This is a genomic window from Pseudomonas sp. Tav-5-1A (assembly GCF_055755055.1).
In genome coordinates this window covers 4,532,313-4,553,280 of record NZ_CM146901.1, presented here as the reverse complement: position 1 = coordinate 4,553,280, position 20,968 = coordinate 4,532,313, and the positions used below count along the sequence as shown (strand labels likewise).

Genomic DNA, 20,968 nt, shown 5'->3' with positions numbered 1-20,968 from the left:
GCCCCTCATGAACCCTGTCACACGCCTTTCCATGGCCTGTGCACTGGCCGGCCTGTGCGCGCTCGCGCCGCAGGCCCGGGCCCAGGCACTGGACATCATCCCCATCGCCCAGGCGCTGGACGCCGGCCAGCACACGGCCAGCTTCACCCTCAGCAACCGCAGCACCCGCCCCACCCGCGTGCAGGTGCGCAGCTTCCAGTGGACCCAGGCAGGCAACACCGACGTGCTGGCGCCCACCCAGGCGCTGCTGGTCAGCCCACCGTTCGCCAGCATCGCCCCCGGCCAGTCGCAGACCATCCGCATTCTGCTGCGCGGGCCGTCCGCTGACGCCGAGCAGGCCTACCGCGTGGTGTTCGACCAACTGCCCGACGCCGACCCCAGCCAGGTGGCCCTGGCGTTCCGCCTGACCGTGCCGGTGTTTGCCAGCCCAGCGGCGCGGGCCAAGGCCGACGTGCACTGGCGCACCGTGGAGGACCACGGCCAGTGGTACCTGCTGGCGCACAACGCCGGGCAGGCCCACGCGCAGTTGGCCAACCTGACCCTGGCAGCCGCCGACGGCCACGCGCTGACGCTCAGCCGCCCGGCGTTGCCTTACTTGCTGGCCGGCCAGGATGGCCGCTGGCTGATCAAGGCCCCGGTCCAGGCGCTGCAGGCCGGCACGCGCCTGCACCTGACCACCAGCGGCCGCGGCAGCGCAATGGACAGCTGGCTGACCCTTGACCAGGGCCGTTGAACCCGCCGCCCTACCGGTGCCTGCTGCTGATGCTGGCACTGGCCAGCCCCCTGCCGGCCCACGCGGACACCCTGCTGCTGGAAGTGCTGGTGAACGGCCGCAGCCGCGCCGCCGCCCAGGAAGTGGACGAGCAGGCCGGGCGCCTGCTGGTGGCCGCCGACCAGTTGGCGGCGCTGGGTATCCGCACGCCGGCCCACGTTGAAGCGCAGGTCGACCTGGCCCAGCTGCCCGGCGGCCATTGCCGTTACGACCAGGCCGCCCAGCGCCTCTACCTGGACCTGCCCGACCGCGACCTGGTGGCCCAGGAACTGCGCCACGACCCCGCGCGCCCCGACGCCAGTGGCCTGCGCAGCGACCCGGCGGCGGTGCTCAACTACGACACCCAGTACACCCGCGCCAGCGGCCAGGCCAGCACCAGCACCCTGGCGAGCCTGCGCCTGCTGGGCGGCCCCGGCGTGCTGGAAACCAGCAGCCTGCAGACCCGCAGCCCGACCCTGGACAGCACGGTGCGGCTGGACACCACCTGGAGCCTGGCCGACCTCGATCACCTGCGCAGCTGGAAGGTCGGCGACGTGGTCAACGGCGGCCTCGGCTGGACCCGCCCGGTGCGCCTGGCCGGGGTGCAGATGGCCACCAACTTCGGCCTGCGTCCGGACCTGGTTACCTACCCGCGCCCCGGCATCAGTTCCAGCGTGGCGGTGCCGTCGTCGGTGGACATCTACGTCAACGGCCTGCACCAGCTCAGCGGCCAGGTCGAGCCCGGCCCCTTCGAGGCCAGCCAACTGCCGGTGGCCACGGGCAGCGGCGACATCGCCGTGGTGGTCAAGGACGCCAGCGGCCGGCAGACCACCCAGACCCTGCCGTTCTACACCAGCAGCCTGCTGCTCAGCCCCGGCCTGGACGCGGTGTCAGTGGAAGCCGGCAGCGTGCGCAAACACTACGCCAGCCAGTCCGCCGACTACGCCCAGGGCGCGGCGTCGTTCAGTTGGCGGCACGGCGCCAGCGACCACCTGACCTGGGAAGGCCACCTGGAAGCCAGCGACACCCTGGCCATGGGTGGCGCAGGGCTGGACTGGCTGGTGGGCCAGGTGGGCGTGCTCAACCTGTCCCTGGCTGGCAGCCAGTACCAGGGCCAGGCCGGCCAGCAGTATGGCGTCGGCTTCAGCCATGCCAGCCGCGTGTTCAACGCAGGGTTCAGCGTGCTGCGCGCCGACCACGCCTTCAACGACCTGGCCTCGGCCAACGGTGACGACCGCCCCGGCACCAGCCTGCGCGCCAACCTGGGCTGGTCGCTGCCGGGGCTGGGCTCGTTGGGCGTGGTGTTCACAAAAAAACGCGTGAACATCTACGACGACGCCACCCTGACCTCCAGCAGCGTGCAGACCACGGCCCTTTCGGTCACCTATTCCCGGCCGCTGCCCTGGGGCGCCTACGGCTCGATCACCGCCTTGCACGACTACACCGGCACCACTGGCAACGGCCTGTTTCTGGGCCTGTCGATACCCTTCGGCGACGGTGCCACCTTGAGCGCCAGCAGCAACCGCAGCGGCAATAGCAGCTACCAGACCGTGCAGGCCGAGCGCCCGGCGGTGGAGCGTGGCGACCTGGGCTGGCGGGTGTCCCGCGAGACCGGCGACCTGGACCGCGACGACCTGGCCCTGAGCTACAAATCGCCCTACGGACTGGTCAGCGGCGAGACCGAGCGCACCGGCGCCAGCACCGACTGGCGCGCTGGCGCCCAGGGCGCGGTAACCCTGCTGGGCGGCCACCTGTTCGCCTCCAACACCATCGATGACGCCTTCGCCCTGGTGGACACCGACGGCCTCGCCAACGTCACCGTGCGCCAGGAAAACCGCGACCTGGGCCGCACCGACCGCAACGGCCTGCTGTTCGTCGACCAGCTGCGCGCCTTCGAGGACAACCACCTGTCCATCGAGCCGGGCGACGTGCCGCTGGACGTCGAACTGGGCACCGACCAGATGCACCTGACCCCCGGCGACCGCAGCGCCGTGCGCGCCCATTTCGCCGTGCACCGCAGCCACAGCGCCACCTTGCACCTGCGCGATACCAGCCAGCAGCCGCTGCCCGTGGGCGCCACCGCCACCCTGCAAGGCAGCGGCGAGCAGGCGCTGGTGGGTTACGACGGCGAAGTGTTTTTCCAGCAGGTGGCCGCCCACGACCAGGTGCGCGTGCAGGCACCGGGCCGCCCGGCCTGCAGCGCCACCTTCGACTACCACGCCGAGCCGGGGCGCATCCCCGACATCGGCCCCCTGACCTGCCATTGAGGACCCCATGCCATGCGCCATCTGTTATTGCTGGTGTTGTTACCCCTGAGCCCCGCCGCCCTGGCCTACAGCTGTTCAGTGGCGTCGACGCCACTGCTGTTCGGCAGCGTCGCCGGCATCGCCGAGCAGAGCCACGCCAGCACCGCCAGCGTCACGGTCACCTGCGAGGCCGGCGCCAGTGCCGCCAGCGTCGGCTACAGCCTGTACATCGACACCGACGGCAGCACCAGCCAAAGCTTGCGCAACGGCAGCGGCACGGCCCAGTATCAGATGTACACGGCCAACGGCCGGCAGCCGATCCTGGCCAGCCAGGCGTTCGCCAGCGCCAGCTACACCCTGGCCGCCCACGCCAGCGCCAGCCGCACCTACACGGTGTACGCGCGCATGCAGCCGGGCCGCCAGGGCTCACCCGGCACCTACCAGGCGGTGAACGCCATCCGGTTGGTGTACTGATGTTCAGGAGGCTTTTCATGACCCCGCGCAGGCCGGTGTACCTGGCCGGTTTCGATGTGTTCCGCCGCGATGCGGTAGCCCGAGGGCAGTACCTCAAGGCCCTGTGCGCCGACCAGGGCCTGGACGGCCTTTACCCCTTCGACAACGACCTGCCCGCAGGGCTCGCGGGGGTGGCGGCGGCGCGCTGGATCTGCACGCAGAACATCGACATGATCCGCCGTTGCGACGCGGTGCTGGCTAATCTCAATGTGTTCCGCGGCCAGGAGCCCGACTCCGGCACGGCCTTCGAAGTGGGCCTGGCGGTGGCCCTGGGCAAGCCGGTGTGGGCCTATTTCGACCCCGACCACAGCCTGCGCGAACAGGTGCCCCACGACGTCCAGGGCTATGACGCCCAGGGGTTCGCGGTGGAAGATTTCAACCTGCCGCGCAATTTGATGCTGGCGGCCAGCTGGGCAGGGTACAGTGCTACGGTCGAACAGGCGGTTGGCGATTTGCGCCGGCACCTGGCATCGGCACCTTGAGGAGACACACGGCAATGGACGAAGTCCGGCAATTGGGCGAAATGCTCAAGCAATACGCCCTGAGTGAAGAGCACAAGAAGCAGCTGTTCGAGACCCAGTGCAGCCACTGGACCCAGGGCATCAACGCCCTCTACGAGCGCATCGAGCAATGGCTGCAGCCGCTGCGCGAAGAGGGCCTGGTGGAGATCAGCCGCGAGCCCTACCTGGCCGCCAACGCCAGCTTCCCGGCGCCGCTGTCGCCGTTCGCCAGCCATAAATTGAGCATCACCCTGGCGCTGCGCAGCGTTGAGTTCGTGCCCGAGGTGATGGGCGCCAAGGGCGTGATCTCGCTGGCGGTGATGGGGCTTACCTCGGACCGCTACGGCAGCATCAGCCTGGTGTGCACACCGCCGTCCGCCGACTGGCAGTGGCGCAAGGACCGGGGCGCCAAGGAAGCCGAGACCCACGCGCTGACCGCCGACTACCTGGCGCAGCAGCTGCAGGCGCTGATCCCTCGGCCGCATCGGGACTGACGCCAGCATGTTCGACCGCTACCCCGTGCAGGCCTGCGCCGACGACTATGTTCACGGCGAGGTCATCGCCCCCCATTGCCACGCGCAGATCCAGTTCATCCACGCCATCAGCGGGGTGATGCGCGTCACCACCGCCCAAGGCAGCTGGGTGGTGCCGCCGGGCCATGGGCTGTGGGTGCCGGCGGCGGTGGAACACGACATTCGCATGACCGGCGAGGTGCGCATGCGCACGCTGTTCATCGACCCCGCGGGGCTGGGCTTCGCGGTGCCCGCGTGCCAGGTGGTGCAGGTGACGGCGCTGGTGCGCGAGCTGATCCTGGCCGCCATCGGCAGCCTCGGCCAGGCCCAGCGCGAGGGGCGCGACCACTGCCTGCTGGGCCTGTTGTTCGCCGAGTTGCAGGTGGCGCCACCGCTGGCCGCCCACGTGCGCCTGCCCAGCCAGCCACGGCTCAAGGCCTTGTGCGAAGCCTTCGTCGCCGACCCGTCGCGCGAGTCCTGCCTGCAGGACTGGGCCGACCAGAGCAGCATGAGCTCGCGCACCCTGGCGCGGCTGTTCCAGCGCGAACTGGGCATGACCTTCGGCGAATGGCGCACCCGTACCCGGCTGATCCTCAGCCTGCAGCGCCTGGCCTCGGGCAAGTCCATCCTCGAAGTGGCGCTGGAGCACGGCTACCAGAGCCCCAGCGCGTTCAGCGCCATGTTCAAGCGCGAGCTGGGGCATGCGCCGAGTCATTACCAGCCTGCCTGACCTGCCGCCGGCGTAGCCGCTGCCGCCAGGCTGCGCTGGCCATTACGTACGCCGCGTATTGCCTTGATGCAGGATTGCCGGTTACGTCGCTCTGTTGTTTTTGTATTTTAAATACCCCAGTGCGATATTTGGTTTCAATATGTTACTCAACTATTGCTACTTGTTTTTCGCCTATTGCGGCTTGTAACTCGTAAAGTCTATGGGCGTTATCTGTAGGAAATGTCAACTCGTTCTGTGGGATGTCTCTCTAGTGACGGCGTAGGGTAGTAATTACCGCCATCCTGCCCTACTTTTTTGCTGCGCATTCATCAAGCGTTGGCTCTGTCATTTGGCCCGCCTGCTGTGGGGTCTTGCCCGCATTTCGAGCGGCGTAACAGATACACAGTTGAACACTTTAGTAATTGCACCCGCTATAGCCGGTGTGCAGCAATTCCTGTTCGTGAACCCATGTATAGGTCGACGCATTTTATAGGCGTGTGTGCCCGTATCTGCTGCGCCGAAGTATTCGAAAACTGCATCCGCACTGCAATTCACTTGCCCCAGGAGGCCTGACCATGGCTGAAGCCCCCCGCATCCTCTTCGACCACACCCGCCACCGCCTCAGCATCAGCCAACTGGAGGCGCCCCTCGACGTGCTGGCCTTCGAAGGCGAGGAGCGCCTGAGCCAGTGCTTCACCTACCGCATCGAATTCACCAGCACTGCCCAGGACATCACCGCCGAGCAGGTGCTGCGCCGCGGCGCCACCTTCCGCCTGTTCCCGCTGCCGACCAAGCCCCTGTACCGCGGCCACGTGGTGCCGCCGGCCAAGCCGCTGCGCAGCCTGCGCGGGGTGGTCACCAGCTTCCGGCGCCTGTCCGGCTCGCGCGACGAGGCGCGCTACGAAATCACCCTGCAACCCAAGCTGGCGCTGCTGGCGCGCGGCAAGCAGTACCGCATCTACCAGCAGCAGAGCGTGCCGGAGATCGTCGAGAGCGTCCTGCGTCGCCACGCGTTCGAGGGCTATGAATTCCACACCCAGATGGTGCGCGAGTTTCCCCGCCGCGAGCAGGTGATGCAGTTCGGCGAAAGCGACCTGGCGTTCATCGAGCGGCTGCTGGCCGAAGTGGGCATCTGGTACTGCTTCTTCGACGACGTGCGCGTCGACATCACCGTGCTGGAGTTCCATGATCATCGTCGCGGCTACCAGTTCGGCGTCGAACTGCCGTACACCCCGCCGTCCGGCCTGGCCAACCGCGGCCAGGACAGCGTCTGGGCCCTGCAAAGCCGCCACCAGGTGGTGGAGCAGCACATCGACGTGCGCACCTACCGCCACCGCGACGTCCGCGCCTTGCTCGACGCCGAGGTCGACCAGACCCGCGCCACCACCCGCACCACCTACGGCGAGGCCTACCACTTCGGCGACCCCTACGACACCCTCGGCAACCGCCACGTCTACGACGACGACCTGCCCGCCGAAACCGGCATCTTCTACGCGCGCATGCACCACGAGCGCTACCTCACCCAGCAGGCCTGCCTGAGCGGCACCACCAGCAGCCCGACCCTGGCGCCCCGGCAGGTGCTGACCATCAACGGCGACGCGCCGCAGGCGTTCAAGCCGCGCATCGTCATCACCGAACTGCGCGCCAGCGCCGCCCGCGACAGCAGCTACATCGCCCATTTCCAGGCCATCCCCTACATAGAGGCCGGCAGCTTCCGCCCGCCGCTTCCGCCCAAGCCCATCATGGCCGGCACCGTCGCCGCGCGCGTCACCAGCTACAAGGCCAACGACCCCTACAGCCACATCGACCTCGAGGGCCGCTACAGCGTCAACTTCCTGTTCGACCGCGACACCTGGCCCCTGGGCCGGGAAAGCCTGTGGCTGCGCCTGGCCCGGCCCTACGCCGGCGCCACCCACGGCCTGCACCTGCCGTTGATACCGGGCACCGAAGTGGCCATCGCCTTCGAACACGGCGACCCCGACCGCCCCTACATCGCCCACGCCCTGCACGACAGCGAACACCCCGACCCGGTCACCCTGCGCAACCACAAACGCAACGTACTGCGCACCCCGGCCAACAACAAACTGCGCATGGACGACACCCGCGGCCAGGAGCACGTGAAGCTGGCCAGCGAGTTTGGCGGCAAGAGCCAGCTGAACCTGGGGCATGTGGTGGACGCGCAGAACAAGGTGCGTGGCGGCGGCTTCGAGCTGCGCACCGACGCGCATGGGGCGCTGCGGGCGGGGAAGGGGGTGTTGATCAGTGCGGATGAGCAGGGGAAGGCGCAGGGGGAGGTGTTGGAGATGGCGTCAGCCATCGGTCGACTGCAACAAGCCGGTGAGCAATTGCAATCGCTCTCCAGCGATGCCGAAGCTGCCAAGGCAACCCCAGCCGATCTGCAGGCGCAGCTCAACTTGCTGCGCGACGAACTGGAGCAACTCAAGGCGGCCACCGTACTGGTCAGTGCGCCCAAGGGTATTGCCCTGACCAGCGGCAAACACCTGCAACTGGCCGCGCACGCCAACCTGATGGCCAACGCCGGCGCCAACGCCGATATCAGCGTGGTCAAGCGCCTGTTCATGGGGGTAGGGCAGGGCCTTAGCGTGTTCGTGCGCAAAGTCGGCGTCAAGCTGATCGCCAACCAGGGCCCGGTCAGCGTCCAGGCCCAGAACGACCGGCTGGAACTCATGGCCCGCCATGGCCTGGACATCACCAGCACCGAAGACGAAATCCATATCACCGCGAAAAAGAAGATCACCCTGAACGCCGGGGGTAGTTACATCACCCTGGACCCGTCGCGCATTGAGGCAGGCACGGAGGGTGACTGTTTCGTCAAGTCGGCGCATTTCAATTACAGCGGGGCGGCGAGCATGAAGGCGGCGCATCCGGAGTATCCGGTGGGGCTTTCCAAGGAGCGGTTGAGTCTTCAGCTGCCGATCGCCGCCAACTCTGGCGGTGCTGGCGGCCAAGGGTATGTCGGCATGCCCTACACCCTCTACGCGGATGGCATTGAGCTTCAGCGAGGCATTCTGGACAAGTCCGGGCAGATTCAAGTTGATCACCAGGTGGTTACCCGCGACTACCGGATTGAAACGACCTCCGGCTGGAGCTTCGGGATCCCCATCCCCGCGCAATACCGCAACCCCGAGCAGGCGCACATTGCCAATCGGGGTGTTCACAACCACACGGCCAAGGCCGCGCCGCATACGGAGCATCGTTCGGAGTACGCCTCGATTATGGATGCCCCTGACCTTGAAGAAGGAACTAAACCATGAAACATCCGGAAGTTATCGTGCCGGTCGCGTTCGAACACACGAACACCGCGACCTGCACGCCAGGTTGGTACATCAAGAGCACCGAATACAACCCTGCCAGGGCCACGTTTGAGCCGCTGGTCAATGGTGAGGAGGCGTTTGGCGCTGTCCACCGGGCCATTGCCGAGGCTGTCCAGAGCATTGACATCATTTGCTGGGGTTTCCAGCCCTCCATGTATTTCATCAGGGATGGGCAGGCCCCCAGCATCGGTGAACTGCTAAAGGCGAAAGCGGCGCAAGGCGTACAAGTACGTGTACTGGCCTGGGAAATGCCGCTCAACCTGGCAGGCCTGGGCGGCGAGGCCAACTTGCCTGGCAAGGGCAAGTTCAGGGTTGGCAGCCACGCCATGCAAAGTTCCACGCCTGCACAGTATGCAGAAGACCGGGCCTGGTTCGATGCTTATGCAGTCGCCGATGGCCGCGCGATACACGAAGTTGCGCGGGGTGTTCCGGTGTTGGTCAGCCGCGGTTTCAGCCTGCGGGAGCGGCGGGAAATCTTCGCGGATGTCAAAAACAACAGCCTGGATGCTGATATCAGCAAAGGCACTCGGCTCGCGCATGCGGCAGCGCCGAGCCACCATCAAAAAAGCGTCATCGTTGATTTCGAGGAACCGGAAGTCGCGGTCGGGTTCGTCATGGGCCACAACATGCTCGACGAGTACTGGGACACCGAAAAGCACTCCGGGCTCAACCGTACCCCGGCAACCAAACCTGCGCCGAATCGTGGCGCGCGGGGAAATACCCCTAGGCAAGACATTTCCAGCCGAATCAGCGGCCCGGTATTGGCCGACCTGCACCATAACTTCGCCACGGCCTGGTTCAAGGAAACCGGCGAAGACCTGCTCGTCGCCCGGAATGCGGCGCAGATAAAACCGACACTCAGGTATCGGCATGGCGTTACCCGGCAAATGGCCCAGATGCTGGTGACCCAGCCCCAGAGAGACCCCGCGAACCCCGACACGGAAAGCCGCAAGGAAATTCAGGAAGCCTACCTGCAGGCCGCCAACAACGCCGCGCAGTTTATCTACATCGAAAACCAGTACTTCCGCTGGCCGCCGTTGGCAGAGGTGATCAAGGCCGCAGCGGCCAACCAGGTGAGGGATGGGCGCAATCCGGATGAACACGGGGTTGTTCACCTTTTCGTTGTCACCAACGCCAGTGAAGAGGGCATAGGGCCGGGTGCGTTGAATACGCAGCGGATGCTCGAAAGCCTGGGGCGCGCAGACACCATTCCCAAGGTCACCCAACTGCGGCGCATCAAGGCAGCGCGGGACAACGCGCCACCCAAGCCAAGGCCGGACCTGCGCGACTCGCTTGGCCAACGCGAACTCAAGGAATGGCAGGCCTCGCTGGACAAACAGGTCGAGGCAATAAAAGACCACAAGCTGGAAATCGAGGAGATTCCTGGCCTGAAAGTTCACGTGTGTTCGCTGGTAGCGCCCGACACCCCGGACGGCACGGAGTGGATGCCGGTGTATATCCATTCCAAGTTGATGATTGTTGATGACGCTTTCACGACGCATGGTTCGGCGAATGTCAATACTCGAAGCATGCAAGTGGATAGTGAATTGAATATTGCCCATGAGTGGGTAAGTGTGACTAAGGCGCTGAGGCGAAGGTTGTGGGGGATGCATACTGGGATGCGTGGGGCTCAGGATGATGCGGGCGAAGCTTTCAGTAGTTGGGGAGATGTGATTAAAGAAAATAAAGCGTTAAGGCTCGCGGGTAAGGCGCCGTATGCGCCGTTGGTGGAGTTTTTTTATGATAAAGAAACGCTTGTGGATCTTGACTGATGCGTAAATTATTGATGCTTCCGTTTTTTGGTTTGGCAGCCTGTAATCATAATTCGTTGAATTATAACGTGGAGGATGTTCCTATGAGTCCAATTGCTGAGTTAAAGGCTGGGTTGAAGTTTAATTGCGTTCATGAAGCTATTCCTGCATCCTCCGATGAGGCAGATCTGGTTTTTAAATATGCGCGTTGGCTGCAGAAAAATAACGAGCTAAAACGAGAGCCCGAAAAGAATGTGGAGATCGAGCGCCTTTATCGGATTGCAGCAGAGAGCGGTCATTATAAGGCCAAGATTAATTTGCAGAACGGCGCTATGCGCCGTCAATTCAAGTTGAAAGGTGAAGAGTATGAGCGTTTTAGTCAGGAACTTATCAATGCAGATGTTGCGACGGGCTACTATTTTGTCGCGCGCTTCGTCAAACATGGTGCGTTCGGGCTCAGGGAAGACCCTGAAATGGCACTACGCTATTACCGCAAGGCCGCGGATAAGGGCAGCGCCCAGGCCCAGCAATATATAGCGGACCTGCTCGCGCCCATTGATATTGCCCCGGAGGTTGCCCGGCAACTGCGCCGCTGCGCTGCGGAGCAAGGGAACGGTGATGCAGCGGTGGATCTGGCAATTAATTTTGCTATAAATGGCCACTACGAGAAGGCTGTTGAAGTATTTCAATTGGGTGTGGCTGCAGGGAGTCCGAATGCGGCGTCATTTTTGGCGGGGGCGTTTAACGGCCCCCCTCCCGAGGACAAGCTTTATTATTTAGGCCTTGAGAAGGACTTGGAGCGGGCCAAGCGTTACAAAGAAATAGGCGCGCGCCTCAGTGGCTTCTCCTATGCCCATCCCACCGTCCCTGATGTCAATGAAATCGTGCCCCTACCGCCCGCGGAACTCCCCGAGTGGGATGGCAAACTTCAATGGGTCAAAGAACGCAAGGCCAACATCCCGCCACCCAAGCCCAGCGATGAACTGATCCTGCGCCTGGCCAACGCCAAAAAGCTCGATCCGGCCACCGGCAAGCCACTCCCCAGTTCACCCGACTTCACCCAGGCCAACTTCCCGCAGCAAATCTGCTACCCGGGCGAAACCTGCCCACAGGCCGGACACTGGAAAGTCATTTGGCCGTCGCTGCGCAACATCAGGCCGAAAGAGGTGATCCGTTACTTCGATGAAGGCGATATTTTTCCGCTGCAAACGGTGGAGCGTTACCACCTGCGCCCGTGGCCGCTGCGTGACAAGACTACCTTTCGCGAAGAGGCGGTTGAGTGGGGGCTAATTGGATGAGCAGTAGTTCCTCAACGTTTGTCGTGAGCACCTGGCAATGCCTGCCAGAGAGGGCCCGCGCGGCCAGGTTAGCGACGCGAAAGTTATTTATGTTTTCGTTTTTGGGGTTGGCGGCCTGTAATCATAATTCGTTGGATTATGATGTTGAGGATGTGCCTCTGAATCCGATTGCTGAGTTGCAGGCTGGGTTGAGGTTTAACTGCACGCATGAAGTTATCCCTGCATCATCCGATGAGGCTGATCTGGTTTTTAAATATGCGCGTTGGCTGCAGAAAAACAACGAGCTAAAACGAGAGCCCGAAAAGAATGTGGAGATCGAGCGCCTTTATCGGATTGCCGCAGAAAGCGGTCATTATAAGGCCAAGATTAATTTGCAAAATGGCGCCATGCGTCGTCAATTCAAGTTGAAAGGTGAAGAGTATCAGCGGTTCAGTCAGGAGCTTATCGATGCAGATGTTGCGACGGGCTACTATTTTGTCGCGCGCTTCGTCAAACATGGTGCGTTTGGGCTCAGGGAAGACCCTGAAATGGCGCTACGCTATTATCGCAAGGCCGCGGATAAGGGCAGCGCCCAGGCTCAGCAATATATAGCGGACCTGCTCGCGCCCATTGATATTGCCCCGGAGATTGCCCGGCAACTGCGTCGCTGCGCGGCGGAGCAAGGTAACGGCGAGGCCGCCGTAGGTTTGGCAATTAATTTTGCTACAAATGGGCATTACGATAAGGCCCTTGAAATATTTCAATTGGGTGTGGCCGCAGGGAGTCCTACTGCGGCGTCATTTTTGGAGGAAGGGTTCAAAGGTCCCCCTCCGGAGGATAAGCTTTATTATCTAGGCCTTGAGAAAGACGTGGAGCGGGCCAAGCGTTATGAAGAAATAGGCGCGCGCCTCAGTGGCTTCTCCTATGCCCATCCCACAGTCCCTGATGTCAACGAAATCGTCCCCCTGCCGCCCGCAGAACTCCCCGAGTGGGATGGCAAACTTCGATGGGTCAAGGAACGCAAAGCCAACATCCCGCCACCCAAGCCTAGCGAGGAGCTGATCCTGCGCCTGGCCAACGCCAAAAAGCTCGATCCGGCCACCGGCAAGCCACTCCCCAGTTCACCCGACTTCACCCAGGCCAACTTCCCGCAGCAAATCTGCTACCCCGGCGAAACCTGCCCACAGGCCGGACACTGGAAAGTCATTTGGCCGTCGCTGCGCAACATCAGGCCGAAAGAGGTGATCCGTTACTTCGATGAAGGCGATATTTTTCCGCTGCAAACGGTGGAGCGTTACCACCCGCGCCCGTGGCCGCTGCGTGACAAGACTACCTTTCGCGAAGAGGCGGTTGAGTGGGGGCTAATTGGATGAATAAACGTGACTCGATAAGCACGCCAAATCCGCGATTGAATAATTGATTTAACTATAGGACTTTTCAATGAAAAACATTATCCGTATAGGCGATAAAACCTCCGGTGGTGGCACCGTAATTACCGGCTCTTCCTCCATGATATTCGACGGTATCGGCGTCGCCCGCCAGGGCGATGCCGTGGATTGCCCCATCCCCGGTCATGGTCGCACTGTCATTGCCGAGGCCCATCCGCATTTTTGCGACCACGGGGTTCCTGTTGCTTTCCACGGGCACGCCTGTGCATGCGGCTGCACGCTGGTGTCCTCAATGCCCGCCGTGACTGCCAGCTGACCATGCCGGTGAGACTGGACCACCTTGTCCCCTTGGCTATTCGGCCAGGCGAGCCGCGCCTGGGGCAGTGGTCGAAAGCGATGGCTTGGCGGCGGTGGACCGTCGGTTGGACGAGCGCATCTCAACCAACGGCAGCAAAAGCAATCAAGCGCGGCGCTGCCCGCAATTCATTTTCAGTGGCAACAGCTCCGTCAAGACGGGGCTTTGGTGCACGGTGTTGATGCCTGCGCCGCCGCTGTTGACGTAGGGATACAGAATGCAGATTCGACGCGTTGTACAAGCAGGAGGCCTTGCTGGCGTGCTGTTGCTGGCAGGGGCACTGCTGTCCGTGATGCTGTGGTATTACCCGCAATGGCTGGGGCTGCGTGACGATGGTGACCGGCAGGCACAGGCGCTGAAGGTGGTGCCCGTGATCACCGGATTGATCGTGTTGGTGCTCGGCGCGTTTACCTGGCTGGGGCGGCAAATTGGCCGCGCTGCCGATACGGGGAACGATTCCGCACAGCCCCGGCCTGTAGTGTCGCCTGAGCCGGGCGCGGAGGTTGTGCAGCGCGCGGCCATCCTGCGCAACCACCTGCGTGACCACTACGGCCTGTTCTGGCGCCGTAAAGTGCGGCTGTTGTGGGTGGTGGGAGAGGCTGAGCAGGTCGACGCGATTGCACCTGGGCTCACGGAACAGCGGTGGTTGGAGGGTGACGGCACGGTCTTGCTGTGGGGCGGCAGCGGCCAGGAAGCGCTGACCAACGATAGCCTTGAAACGCTCCAGCGCCTGTGCCGCTGGCGCCCCCTCGACGCCATCCTCTGGACCCTCACCACCCCCCAAAGCCACGACCCCAAAGCCATGGCCACCGGCAGCCGCTACCTGCGCGACCTGTCCCAGGCCCTCGGCTGGCAGCTGCCCCTGTACCTTTGGGAAGTCTGCCCCCAAGCCTGGATCAAACCTTTCGAACCCGCCCAGCCGGTAGGCTGCCTGCTGGCCCCGGCCGATGACCTGGGCGCTGCCCTGCAACAGCTGATCGAACCCCTGAACCAGCAGGGCATGGCCCATATCCAGGTGCACCGCACCCACTGTTTCCTCTTCTACCTCGGCCACCACCTGCACACCCACGGCGCCGCCCACTGGCCCCAGGCGCTGGCGCCGCTGCTGCCTGAGTTTGCCCGCAGTACGCCGCTGCGCGGCCTGCACTTCAGCCTGGCGCGCACCGACGGCCCGGTGCCGGGCACCGAGCACCTGCTGCAGCTCGACGGCGCCTGGACGGCGCTGCTGGCGGACCGCAAGACTCGTCCGCGGCGGCGCGGCTGGCATGTGCGGCGCGTGCTGTACGTGGCCACGTTGGCCGCCACAGGCGTGCTGACGGCTGGTGTGTTGCTGTCCTTCGTGGCCAACCGCAACCAAGCGGTGCACCTGGCGCAGATCGCCGCGCAGCCGATTACCACTCTCACCACCCTCAGCAACCTGACCCGCGAGGTGGACCGCCTGGAGTACCGCCGCGTCCACGGCGAGCCCTGGTACCTGGGCTTCGGCCTGAGCCACAGCCAGGCGCTGCTCGACTCGCTCTGGCCGCGCTACGTGCAGGCCACCCATGCACTGCTGCGTGACAAGGCCGTGGCCAGCCTGGAGCAGACGCTGTGGACCCTGGTGGCGCAGCCCGCCGGCAGCAAGGCGCGCACGGCGATGGCTGGTGGCGCCTACGAGCCGCTCAAGGCCTACCTGATGCTCGCGCACCCGGAAAAAGCCGATCCGGCGTTCCTGGAAAAACTGCTGCTGGCGCGCGTGCCTGATCTGCCCGGCCAATGGTCGTTCTACCTCCAACAACTCCCCAGCCATCCCGAGTGGCGCATCGACGCCAACCCACGCCTGATCGCCCAGGTGCGGCAGGTCCTGCTCGGCGAGCTGGGCCAGCGCAACGCCGAGGCCAGCCTGTACCAGCAGGTGCTGGACCGCGCGGGCAATCATTTTCCGCCGATGGCGCTGGCGCAGATGCTTGGCGACACCCAGGCGTCGGCGCTGTTTGGCGCGCCCCGCAGCGTGCCGGGGATCTTCACCCGCCAGGCGTGGGACGGGCAGATACGGGCCGCCATCGATGACATTGCCGAGGCGCGTAGGGCGAAAATCGATTGGGTGCTCAGTGACCAGGCAGCGAACGTCGATAGCGAGCTGTCTCCTGAAGCCCTCAAGGCCAGACTCACGGCCCGCTACTTCAAGGACTTCGGCAGCGCCTGGCTGAGCTTCCTCAACAGCGTGCGCTGGCGCCAGGCCAAGGACCTGGGCGAGGCGGTCGATCAGCTCGCCCTGATAAGCGACCCGCAGCAATCGCCGCTGCTGGCCCTGATCACCACCGTAGCCTACCAGGCCGGAACCGGCGGCAAAGCGCTGATCAACACGGCGCAGCAAACCATCGATACGCCCATGCCACAAGGCCCGCTGGACGCCACCTTCGCCCCGTTGCTGCAACTGCTGGCCAAGGACAACAGCCCGCTGAGCCTGCACAGCTACCTGACCCGCGTCACCCGCGTGCGCCTGCAGCTCCAGCAGATCGACGACGCCAGCGACCCCCAGGCGATGTCCCAGGCCCTGGCCCAGTCAGTGTTCCAGGGCCGCACCCTGGACCTTGGCGACAGCCGCGAGTACGGCAGCCTGATCGCCGCCAGCCTGGGCGGGCAATGGAGCGGCTTTGGCCAGAACCTGTTCGTCAAACCCCTGGCCCAGGCCTGGCAGCAGGTGCTGCAACCCTCCGCCGCAGCGCTGAACGCGCAGTGGCAGCGGGCGATCGTCGAGCACTGGGACGGCGCTTTCAGCGGCCGCTACCCGTTCGCCGCCACCGGCAGCGACGCCTCCTTGCCGATGCTGGGGCAGATGATCCGCGCCGGCACCGGGCGCATCGACCAATTCCTGCAGCAGGAACTGGGCGGCGTGCTGCGCAAGGAGGGCAACCGCTGGGTTGTCGACCCGCGGCACAGCCAGGGCCTGCGGGTGAATCCGGCGTTCCTGGCGGCGGTCAACCGCCTGGGCCGCCTGGCGGACGTGCTGTACACCGACGGCGGCATGGGCCTGGGCTTCGAGCTGCAGGCCAAGGCGCTGCCCGAGCTGGTGCAGACCACCTTCATCCTCAACGGCGAACGCCTGCATTACTTCAACCAGAAGCCAAGCTGGAAACGCTTTCACTGGCCCGGCGCCAGCGACTACCCCGGCGCCAGCCTGAGCTGGACCAGCGTTGCCACCGGCGAACGGCTGTTCGGTGCCTACGACGGCGCCTGGGGCCTGATCCGCCTGCTGGAGCAGGCCCAGGTGACGGCGCTGGACGACAGCGACACGCGCTTTCGCCTGGTGCTGAAAGCCCCGGACGGCATCCCGCTGACCTGGCATTTGCGCACGGAACTGGGCGCAGGGCCGCTGGCGCTGCTCACGCTGCGCGGCTTCAGTTTGCCGCCGCGAATTTTCCTGGCGGAGGGCGATGCAGTGGGGCCTCAAGGCTGAATGTCCGAATTGAAACGACGGTTGTCTCGAACGCGCGGGCGTCGGCTCCTTAGGATCCAATAACCTGCAAGCCTTGTCCCCCGCGATGAAGGCTGCAGATGTTCGCTCCCCGGTTTCGTCCCTTCCTGTGGCTGTTGATGGCCACGCTGCCCGCCTGCAGCTCATGGACCCACCATGAGCCTGCACGCTCGACCCTGGCAGGCGTCAATCCATTGCAGCAGCTGCCGGCTCAGGTCTCCGACCAGCCCCTGCCATCCCGATGGTGGCAGCTGTACCACGACCCGCGCCTAAACGGCCTGGTGCAGCAGGCTTTGGCCCATAACCGCGACCTGGCCGCCGCCCAGGCCCATGTGCAGGCGCTGCTGGGTGGCCTGCATGAGGCCGATGCGCAGCGGTGGCCGAGCACCGACGTGCAGCTGGGCGCCAGTTATGGCAAGACCGCCGATGACCAGACCCTGGCCAGGGCTACCGGCAGCCACGCGCCGGCCCAGTGGGAGTTCAACCCGGGGCTGGAGCTGGCCTACCAGGTGGACGTGTGGGGCCAGGTGCGCCAGGCCATTGAGCGCGCCCAGGCCAGCGCCGAGGCCGCCGCGGCCGCCGAGGACCAGCTGCGTGTCACCGTGGCCGCGCAGACTACCCGCGCCTATGTCAACGCCTGCGCCCTGGGGGTTCGTGCGGCCGTGCAACGCCAGTCGTTGCAGGTGTTGGGTGACAGCGTGCGCCTGCTGCAACGCCAGCGCCGGGGCGGGGTGGTCACCGATTTCGAGGTGTCGCGCATGCAGGCCTTGCAGGGCCAGACCCAGGCGCTGCTGCCGATGCTGGAGGCACGGCGCCAGGCCGCAGTGTTCGAGCTGGCGACGCTGACCGGCAACAGCAACCCCGATCCGCTCAGCTGCCAGCAGGTACCGCGGCTTGACGCCGACCTGCCGGTGGGCGACGGCTGGCAGTGGCTGGCCCGGCGCCCGGACATCCGCCAGGCCCGCCGCGAGCTGCAGGCCGCCGGCCTGCAAGTGGGCATCACCCAGGCCGACCTTTACCCCAAGGTCAGCTTCGGCGCCTCGCTGACCTCGTCCAGTCACCCGCTGAACGAGCTGGGCAGCAGCCAGGCGGTGATGTTCGGCATCGGCCCGCTGATCAGCTGGCAGTTCCCCAACCGTGCCGCCAACCGCGCCCGCGTCGAACAGGCCAAGGCCCTGGAGCAGGGCAGCCTGGCGCGCTTCGACGGCCAAGTGCTGCTGGCGCTGCAACAGGTGCGCCAGGCCCTGGCCCTGTACGACGGTGAACGCCAGCGCCATGCCGCGCTGGCCCAGGCCCTGGCCGACAGCCAGCGCGCCTTCGAGCTGGCCCAGCGCAACTACCGCGCCGGTGCCCTGGATTTTCTCGACGTGCTCGACAGCGAGCGCGAACTGGTAGCCCTGCAGGCCCAGGTCGCCGACGCCGACGGCCAACTGCTGCAACGCCAGATCACCCTGTTCGCCGCCTTGGGTGGCGGCTGGCAACGCCCTGACACTCTTCCTGCCACTGCCGATGGAATCACCCGATGAACATTGCCGCCGACGACATCAACCACCGTGAACAGCAACTGCTGGCCCGCCGGGCGGCGCGCCGCCGACAGTTGCAGCTGGGCGCCGGGGTGCTGGGGCTATGCCTGGCCGTGGGCTACGGCGGTTATTGGTGGCTGACCGGGCGTTACCTGGAAAGCACCGACGACGCCTACGTGCGTGCCGACTGGGTGCCGGTAAGCGCGCGCATCAACGGCTATGTTGCCCAGGTGCTGGTGGCCGACGATCAGCCGGTCAAGGCCGGCGACGTGCTGGTGCGCATCGACGACCGCGACTACCAGGCGCGCCTGGCCGCCGCTACCGCCAGCGTCGCCGAAGCCGACGCTTCGGTGCAGGCCGCCCAGGCCAGCCTGACGGTGGCCCACGAGCGGGTGGCCGAACAGCAGGCGGCCATCGCCCAGGCGGCGGCGCTGGCCGAGGGCGCCAGCGCCGAAGCCCGCCGCGCCGGCCTCGACCGCCAGCGCTACCAGGGCCTGGTGCGCGACCAGGCGGCCAGCGCCCAGCGCCTGGAAAGCGCCGAGTCGAGCTTCGCCCAGGCCCGTGCCGCGCTGCAGGCGGCCCAGGCCCGGCAGCATCAGCAGGACCTGGCGCTGAACGTCGCCCGCAGCCGTGAACAGCTGGCCCAGGCCGCCGTACGGCAACAGCTGGCGCGCCAAGCCCAGGCCCAGGCGCAGCTGGCGTTGGCGCGCAATGCCCTGGAGGACACGCTGGTGCGCGCGCCCATCGACGGCGTGGTCGGCCAGCGCAAGGTGCGCGAACGCCAGTACCTGGCCCCCGGCCTGCCATTGCTGGCGGTGGTGCCGGTGCAGCAGGCCTATGTGGTGGCCAACTTCAAGGAAACCCAGCTGCAGCACATGCGCCCCGGGCAGCCGGTGGAGCTGCGCGTGGACAGCTTCGGCGGCCAGCGCCTGCACGGCCACGTGGCGAGCTTCTCGCCCGGCTCGGGGGCGGTGTTCGCGCTGCTGCCGTCGGACAACGCCACCGGCAACTTCACCAAGATTGTCCAGCGCTTCCCGGTGCGCATCCTGCTGGACAAGGCCGCGGATGGCGCGCCGATCCTGCCGGGCATGTCGGTAGTGGCCACGGTGGACACCCGCGATGAGCGCTGAACAGGCGGTCTCCCTGCGCGCCTGGGTGGCGGTGATCGGCGGGCTGTTCGGCTGCTTCATGGCCGGCATGAACGTGCACGTCACCAGCGCCGCCCTGCCGGAAATCGAAGGTGCGCTGGGCGCCACCTTCCAGGAGGGCTCGTGGATTTCCACCGCCTACCTGGTGGCAGAAATCGTGATGATCCCGTTGACGGCCTGGCTGGTGGAGGTGTTCTCCCTGCGGCGGGTGATGCTGGTGGGTGCGTTCATTTTCCTGCTGGCCTCGGTGGCCTGCTCGCTGGCGCCGAACCTGGCGGTGATGATCGCCATCCGCGTGGTGCAGGGCGCGGCGGGCGCGGTGCTGATCCCGCTGTCGTTCCAGCTGATCATCACCCAGTTGCCGGCGAGCAAGGTGCCCATGGGCATGGCCCTGTTCAGCCTGGCCAACAGCGTGGCCCAGGCGGCGGGGCCGTCCATTGGCGGCTGGCTGACCGACGCCTACAGCTGGCGCTGGATCTTCTACCTGCAACTGGTCCCGGGGGTGTTGCTGCTGATGGCCATCGCCTGGGCCATCGACGCCAGCCCCATGAAGCTGGCGCTGCTCAAGCGCGGCGACTGGTTCGGCATCGCGGCGATGATCATCGGCCTGGGCGGCCTGCAGATCGTGCTGGAGGAGGGCGGTCGCGAGGACTGGTTCGGCTCGGACTTCATCGTCGCCATGAGCTGGGTGTCGGGGCTGGCGCTGGTGTATTTTGTCTGGTCGCAGTTGTACGGCAGCCGCGCGTTCATCAACCTGCGGCTGCTCAAGGGCTACAACTTCGGCGTGGCCAGCGTGGCCATGTTCATCTTCGGTGGCATGACCTTCGGCCTGGTCTTCCTGGTGCCCAACTACCTGTCCCAGCAGCAGGGCTACAACGCCAGCGAGATCGGCGTCAGCCTGATCCTGTATGGCCTGGTGCAGTTGCTGCTGGCGCCGCTGATGCCGGCGCTGATGCGCGTGCTCAACCCCAAGCTGATGGTGGCCGGGGGCTTCCTGATCATGGCCCTGGGCTGTTACCTGGGCGCGTTCCTGGACGCCGACAGCGCCGCCAACGTGATCGTGCCGTCGGTGGTGGTGCGCGGCATTGGCCAGCCGCTGATCATGGTGGCGCTGTCGGTGCTGGCGGTGGCGGGGCTGAGCAAGGCCGAGGCCGGCTCGGCGTCGGCGCTGTTCTCGATGCTGCGCAACCTGGGCGGCGCCGTGGTCACCGCCGCCCTGGCCCAGGCCGTGGACGTGCGCGAGCGGGTGCACAGCGAGCGCATCGGCGAGGCCCTGAACGTGTTCGCCGCGCCCGTGCAGGAACGCCTGGGCGGCCTGCTCGACCCGTCGCTGCCCGAACAGCAGCAGACCCTGGCGCTGATGCTGGCCAGCGTGCGCCACCAGGCGTACCTGATGGCCTACAGCGATGCGTTCTACGTGGCGTTCGTGGCACTGGCGGGGTGCGCGGTGGCGGCGTTGCTGATGCGCCGCTAGGACGCGGCCTGGCGGCCGCTGCTACAGGG

15 protein-coding genes are annotated in these 20,968 nt (G+C 65.5%); all 15 read left to right on the top strand.

Annotation, left to right across the window (positions count from 1 at the left end):
* Positions 1 to 7 precede the first annotated feature (7 nt).
* The 15 genes from AC0J42_RS20575 (at position 8) to AC0J42_RS20505 (ending at position 20,939) form a co-directional block, all read left to right on the top strand.
* Positions 8 to 733: a fimbrial biogenesis chaperone gene (locus tag AC0J42_RS20575; protein WP_473003462.1), complete on the top strand. Its 726-nt coding sequence runs from the start codon at positions 8 to 10 to the stop codon at positions 731 to 733.
* A complete protein-coding gene (locus AC0J42_RS20570) occupies positions 730 to 3,018 on the top strand; it encodes a fimbria/pilus outer membrane usher protein (protein ID WP_473003460.1) in 2,289 nt (762 codons plus the stop codon). The genes AC0J42_RS20575 and AC0J42_RS20570 overlap by 4 nt, the downstream gene beginning before the upstream one ends.
* Positions 3,019 to 3,030: 12 nt before the next feature.
* On the top strand, positions 3,031 to 3,471 hold the full coding sequence (locus AC0J42_RS20565; protein ID WP_473003458.1) for a spore coat protein U domain-containing protein: 441 nt from the start codon (positions 3,031 to 3,033) through the stop codon (positions 3,469 to 3,471).
* Positions 3,472 to 3,488: 17 nt separating this feature from the next.
* Positions 3,489 to 3,992, top strand: a complete 504-nt coding sequence (locus AC0J42_RS20560) for a nucleoside 2-deoxyribosyltransferase (RefSeq protein ID WP_473003457.1) — start codon at positions 3,489 to 3,491, stop codon at positions 3,990 to 3,992.
* A 14-nt stretch (positions 3,993 to 4,006) separates the two neighbouring features.
* Positions 4,007 to 4,504 carry a hypothetical protein gene (locus AC0J42_RS20555; protein ID WP_416425506.1) on the top strand — a complete coding sequence of 166 codons (498 nt, stop codon included), beginning with the start codon at positions 4,007 to 4,009 and terminating at the stop codon, positions 4,502 to 4,504.
* A gap of 7 nt (positions 4,505 to 4,511) precedes the next feature.
* The gene (locus AC0J42_RS20550) at positions 4,512 to 5,252 is read left to right on the top strand and encodes an AraC family transcriptional regulator (protein WP_473003455.1); all 741 of its coding nucleotides are present in this window, start codon (positions 4,512 to 4,514) and stop codon (positions 5,250 to 5,252) included.
* Positions 5,253 to 5,806: 554 nt separating this feature from the next.
* Positions 5,807 to 8,506, top strand: coding sequence for a type VI secretion system Vgr family protein (locus AC0J42_RS20545; protein WP_473003453.1), 2,700 nt, complete (start codon positions 5,807 to 5,809; stop codon positions 8,504 to 8,506).
* Positions 8,503 to 10,338 carry a phospholipase D-like domain-containing protein gene (locus tag AC0J42_RS20540; protein WP_473003450.1) on the top strand — a complete coding sequence of 612 codons (1,836 nt, stop codon included), beginning with the start codon at positions 8,503 to 8,505 and terminating at the stop codon, positions 10,336 to 10,338. The genes AC0J42_RS20545 and AC0J42_RS20540 overlap by 4 nt, the downstream gene beginning before the upstream one ends.
* On the top strand, positions 10,338 to 11,615 hold the full coding sequence (locus AC0J42_RS20535) for an SEL1-like repeat protein (protein WP_473003448.1): 1,278 nt from the start codon (positions 10,338 to 10,340) through the stop codon (positions 11,613 to 11,615). Before AC0J42_RS20540 ends, AC0J42_RS20535 begins: the two co-directional genes overlap by 1 nt.
* A gap of 89 nt (positions 11,616 to 11,704) precedes the next feature.
* On the top strand, positions 11,705 to 12,967 hold the full coding sequence (locus tag AC0J42_RS20530; protein WP_473003447.1) for an SEL1-like repeat protein: 1,263 nt from the start codon (positions 11,705 to 11,707) through the stop codon (positions 12,965 to 12,967).
* A 67-nt stretch (positions 12,968 to 13,034) separates the two neighbouring features.
* The gene (locus tag AC0J42_RS20525) at positions 13,035 to 13,298 is read left to right on the top strand and encodes a PAAR domain-containing protein (protein ID WP_416424649.1); all 264 of its coding nucleotides are present in this window, start codon (positions 13,035 to 13,037) and stop codon (positions 13,296 to 13,298) included.
* Between the two features lie 256 nt (positions 13,299 to 13,554).
* Entirely contained in the window at positions 13,555 to 16,776 is a 3,222-nt protein-coding gene (locus tag AC0J42_RS20520; protein ID WP_473003446.1) for an ImcF-related family protein, read from the top strand.
* Positions 16,777 to 16,874: 98 nt separating this feature from the next.
* On the top strand, positions 16,875 to 18,320 hold the full coding sequence (locus AC0J42_RS20515; protein ID WP_473003444.1) for an efflux transporter outer membrane subunit: 1,446 nt from the start codon (positions 16,875 to 16,877) through the stop codon (positions 18,318 to 18,320).
* Positions 18,317 to 19,447, top strand: a complete 1,131-nt coding sequence (locus tag AC0J42_RS20510; protein ID WP_473003442.1) for an HlyD family secretion protein — start codon at positions 18,317 to 18,319, stop codon at positions 19,445 to 19,447. The genes AC0J42_RS20515 and AC0J42_RS20510 overlap by 4 nt, the downstream gene beginning before the upstream one ends.
* Positions 19,437 to 20,939, top strand: coding sequence for an MDR family MFS transporter (locus AC0J42_RS20505; protein ID WP_473003441.1), 1,503 nt, complete (start codon positions 19,437 to 19,439; stop codon positions 20,937 to 20,939). Before AC0J42_RS20510 ends, AC0J42_RS20505 begins: the two co-directional genes overlap by 11 nt.
* The last annotated feature ends 29 nt before the right edge of the window (positions 20,940 to 20,968 follow it).

Bases quoted from the DNA above. Each gene is read 5' to 3' on its own strand.
- AC0J42_RS20515 (WP_473003444.1), top strand. From the start codon at position 16,875: ATGTTCGCTCCCCGGTTTCGTCCCTTCCTGTGGCTGTTGATGGCCACG.
- AC0J42_RS20505 (WP_473003441.1), top strand. From the start codon at position 19,437: ATGAGCGCTGAACAGGCGGTCTCCCTGCGCGCCTGGGTGGCGGTGATC.
- AC0J42_RS20540 (WP_473003450.1), top strand. From the start codon at position 8,503: ATGAAACATCCGGAAGTTATCGTGCCGGTCGCGTTCGAACACACGAAC.
- AC0J42_RS20560 (WP_473003457.1), top strand. From the start codon at position 3,489: ATGACCCCGCGCAGGCCGGTGTACCTGGCCGGTTTCGATGTGTTCCGC.
- AC0J42_RS20555 (WP_416425506.1), top strand. From the start codon at position 4,007: ATGGACGAAGTCCGGCAATTGGGCGAAATGCTCAAGCAATACGCCCTG.
- AC0J42_RS20525 (WP_416424649.1), top strand. From the start codon at position 13,035: ATGAAAAACATTATCCGTATAGGCGATAAAACCTCCGGTGGTGGCACC.
- AC0J42_RS20550 (WP_473003455.1), top strand. From the start codon at position 4,512: ATGTTCGACCGCTACCCCGTGCAGGCCTGCGCCGACGACTATGTTCAC.
- AC0J42_RS20565 (WP_473003458.1), top strand. From the start codon at position 3,031: ATGCGCCATCTGTTATTGCTGGTGTTGTTACCCCTGAGCCCCGCCGCC.
- AC0J42_RS20575 (WP_473003462.1), top strand. From the start codon at position 8: ATGAACCCTGTCACACGCCTTTCCATGGCCTGTGCACTGGCCGGCCTG.
- AC0J42_RS20510 (WP_473003442.1), top strand. From the start codon at position 18,317: ATGAACATTGCCGCCGACGACATCAACCACCGTGAACAGCAACTGCTG.
- AC0J42_RS20545 (WP_473003453.1), top strand. From the start codon at position 5,807: ATGGCTGAAGCCCCCCGCATCCTCTTCGACCACACCCGCCACCGCCTC.
- AC0J42_RS20530 (WP_473003447.1), top strand. From the start codon at position 11,705: ATGTTTTCGTTTTTGGGGTTGGCGGCCTGTAATCATAATTCGTTGGAT.
- AC0J42_RS20535 (WP_473003448.1), top strand. From the start codon at position 10,338: ATGCGTAAATTATTGATGCTTCCGTTTTTTGGTTTGGCAGCCTGTAAT.
- AC0J42_RS20520 (WP_473003446.1), top strand. From the start codon at position 13,555: ATGCAGATTCGACGCGTTGTACAAGCAGGAGGCCTTGCTGGCGTGCTG.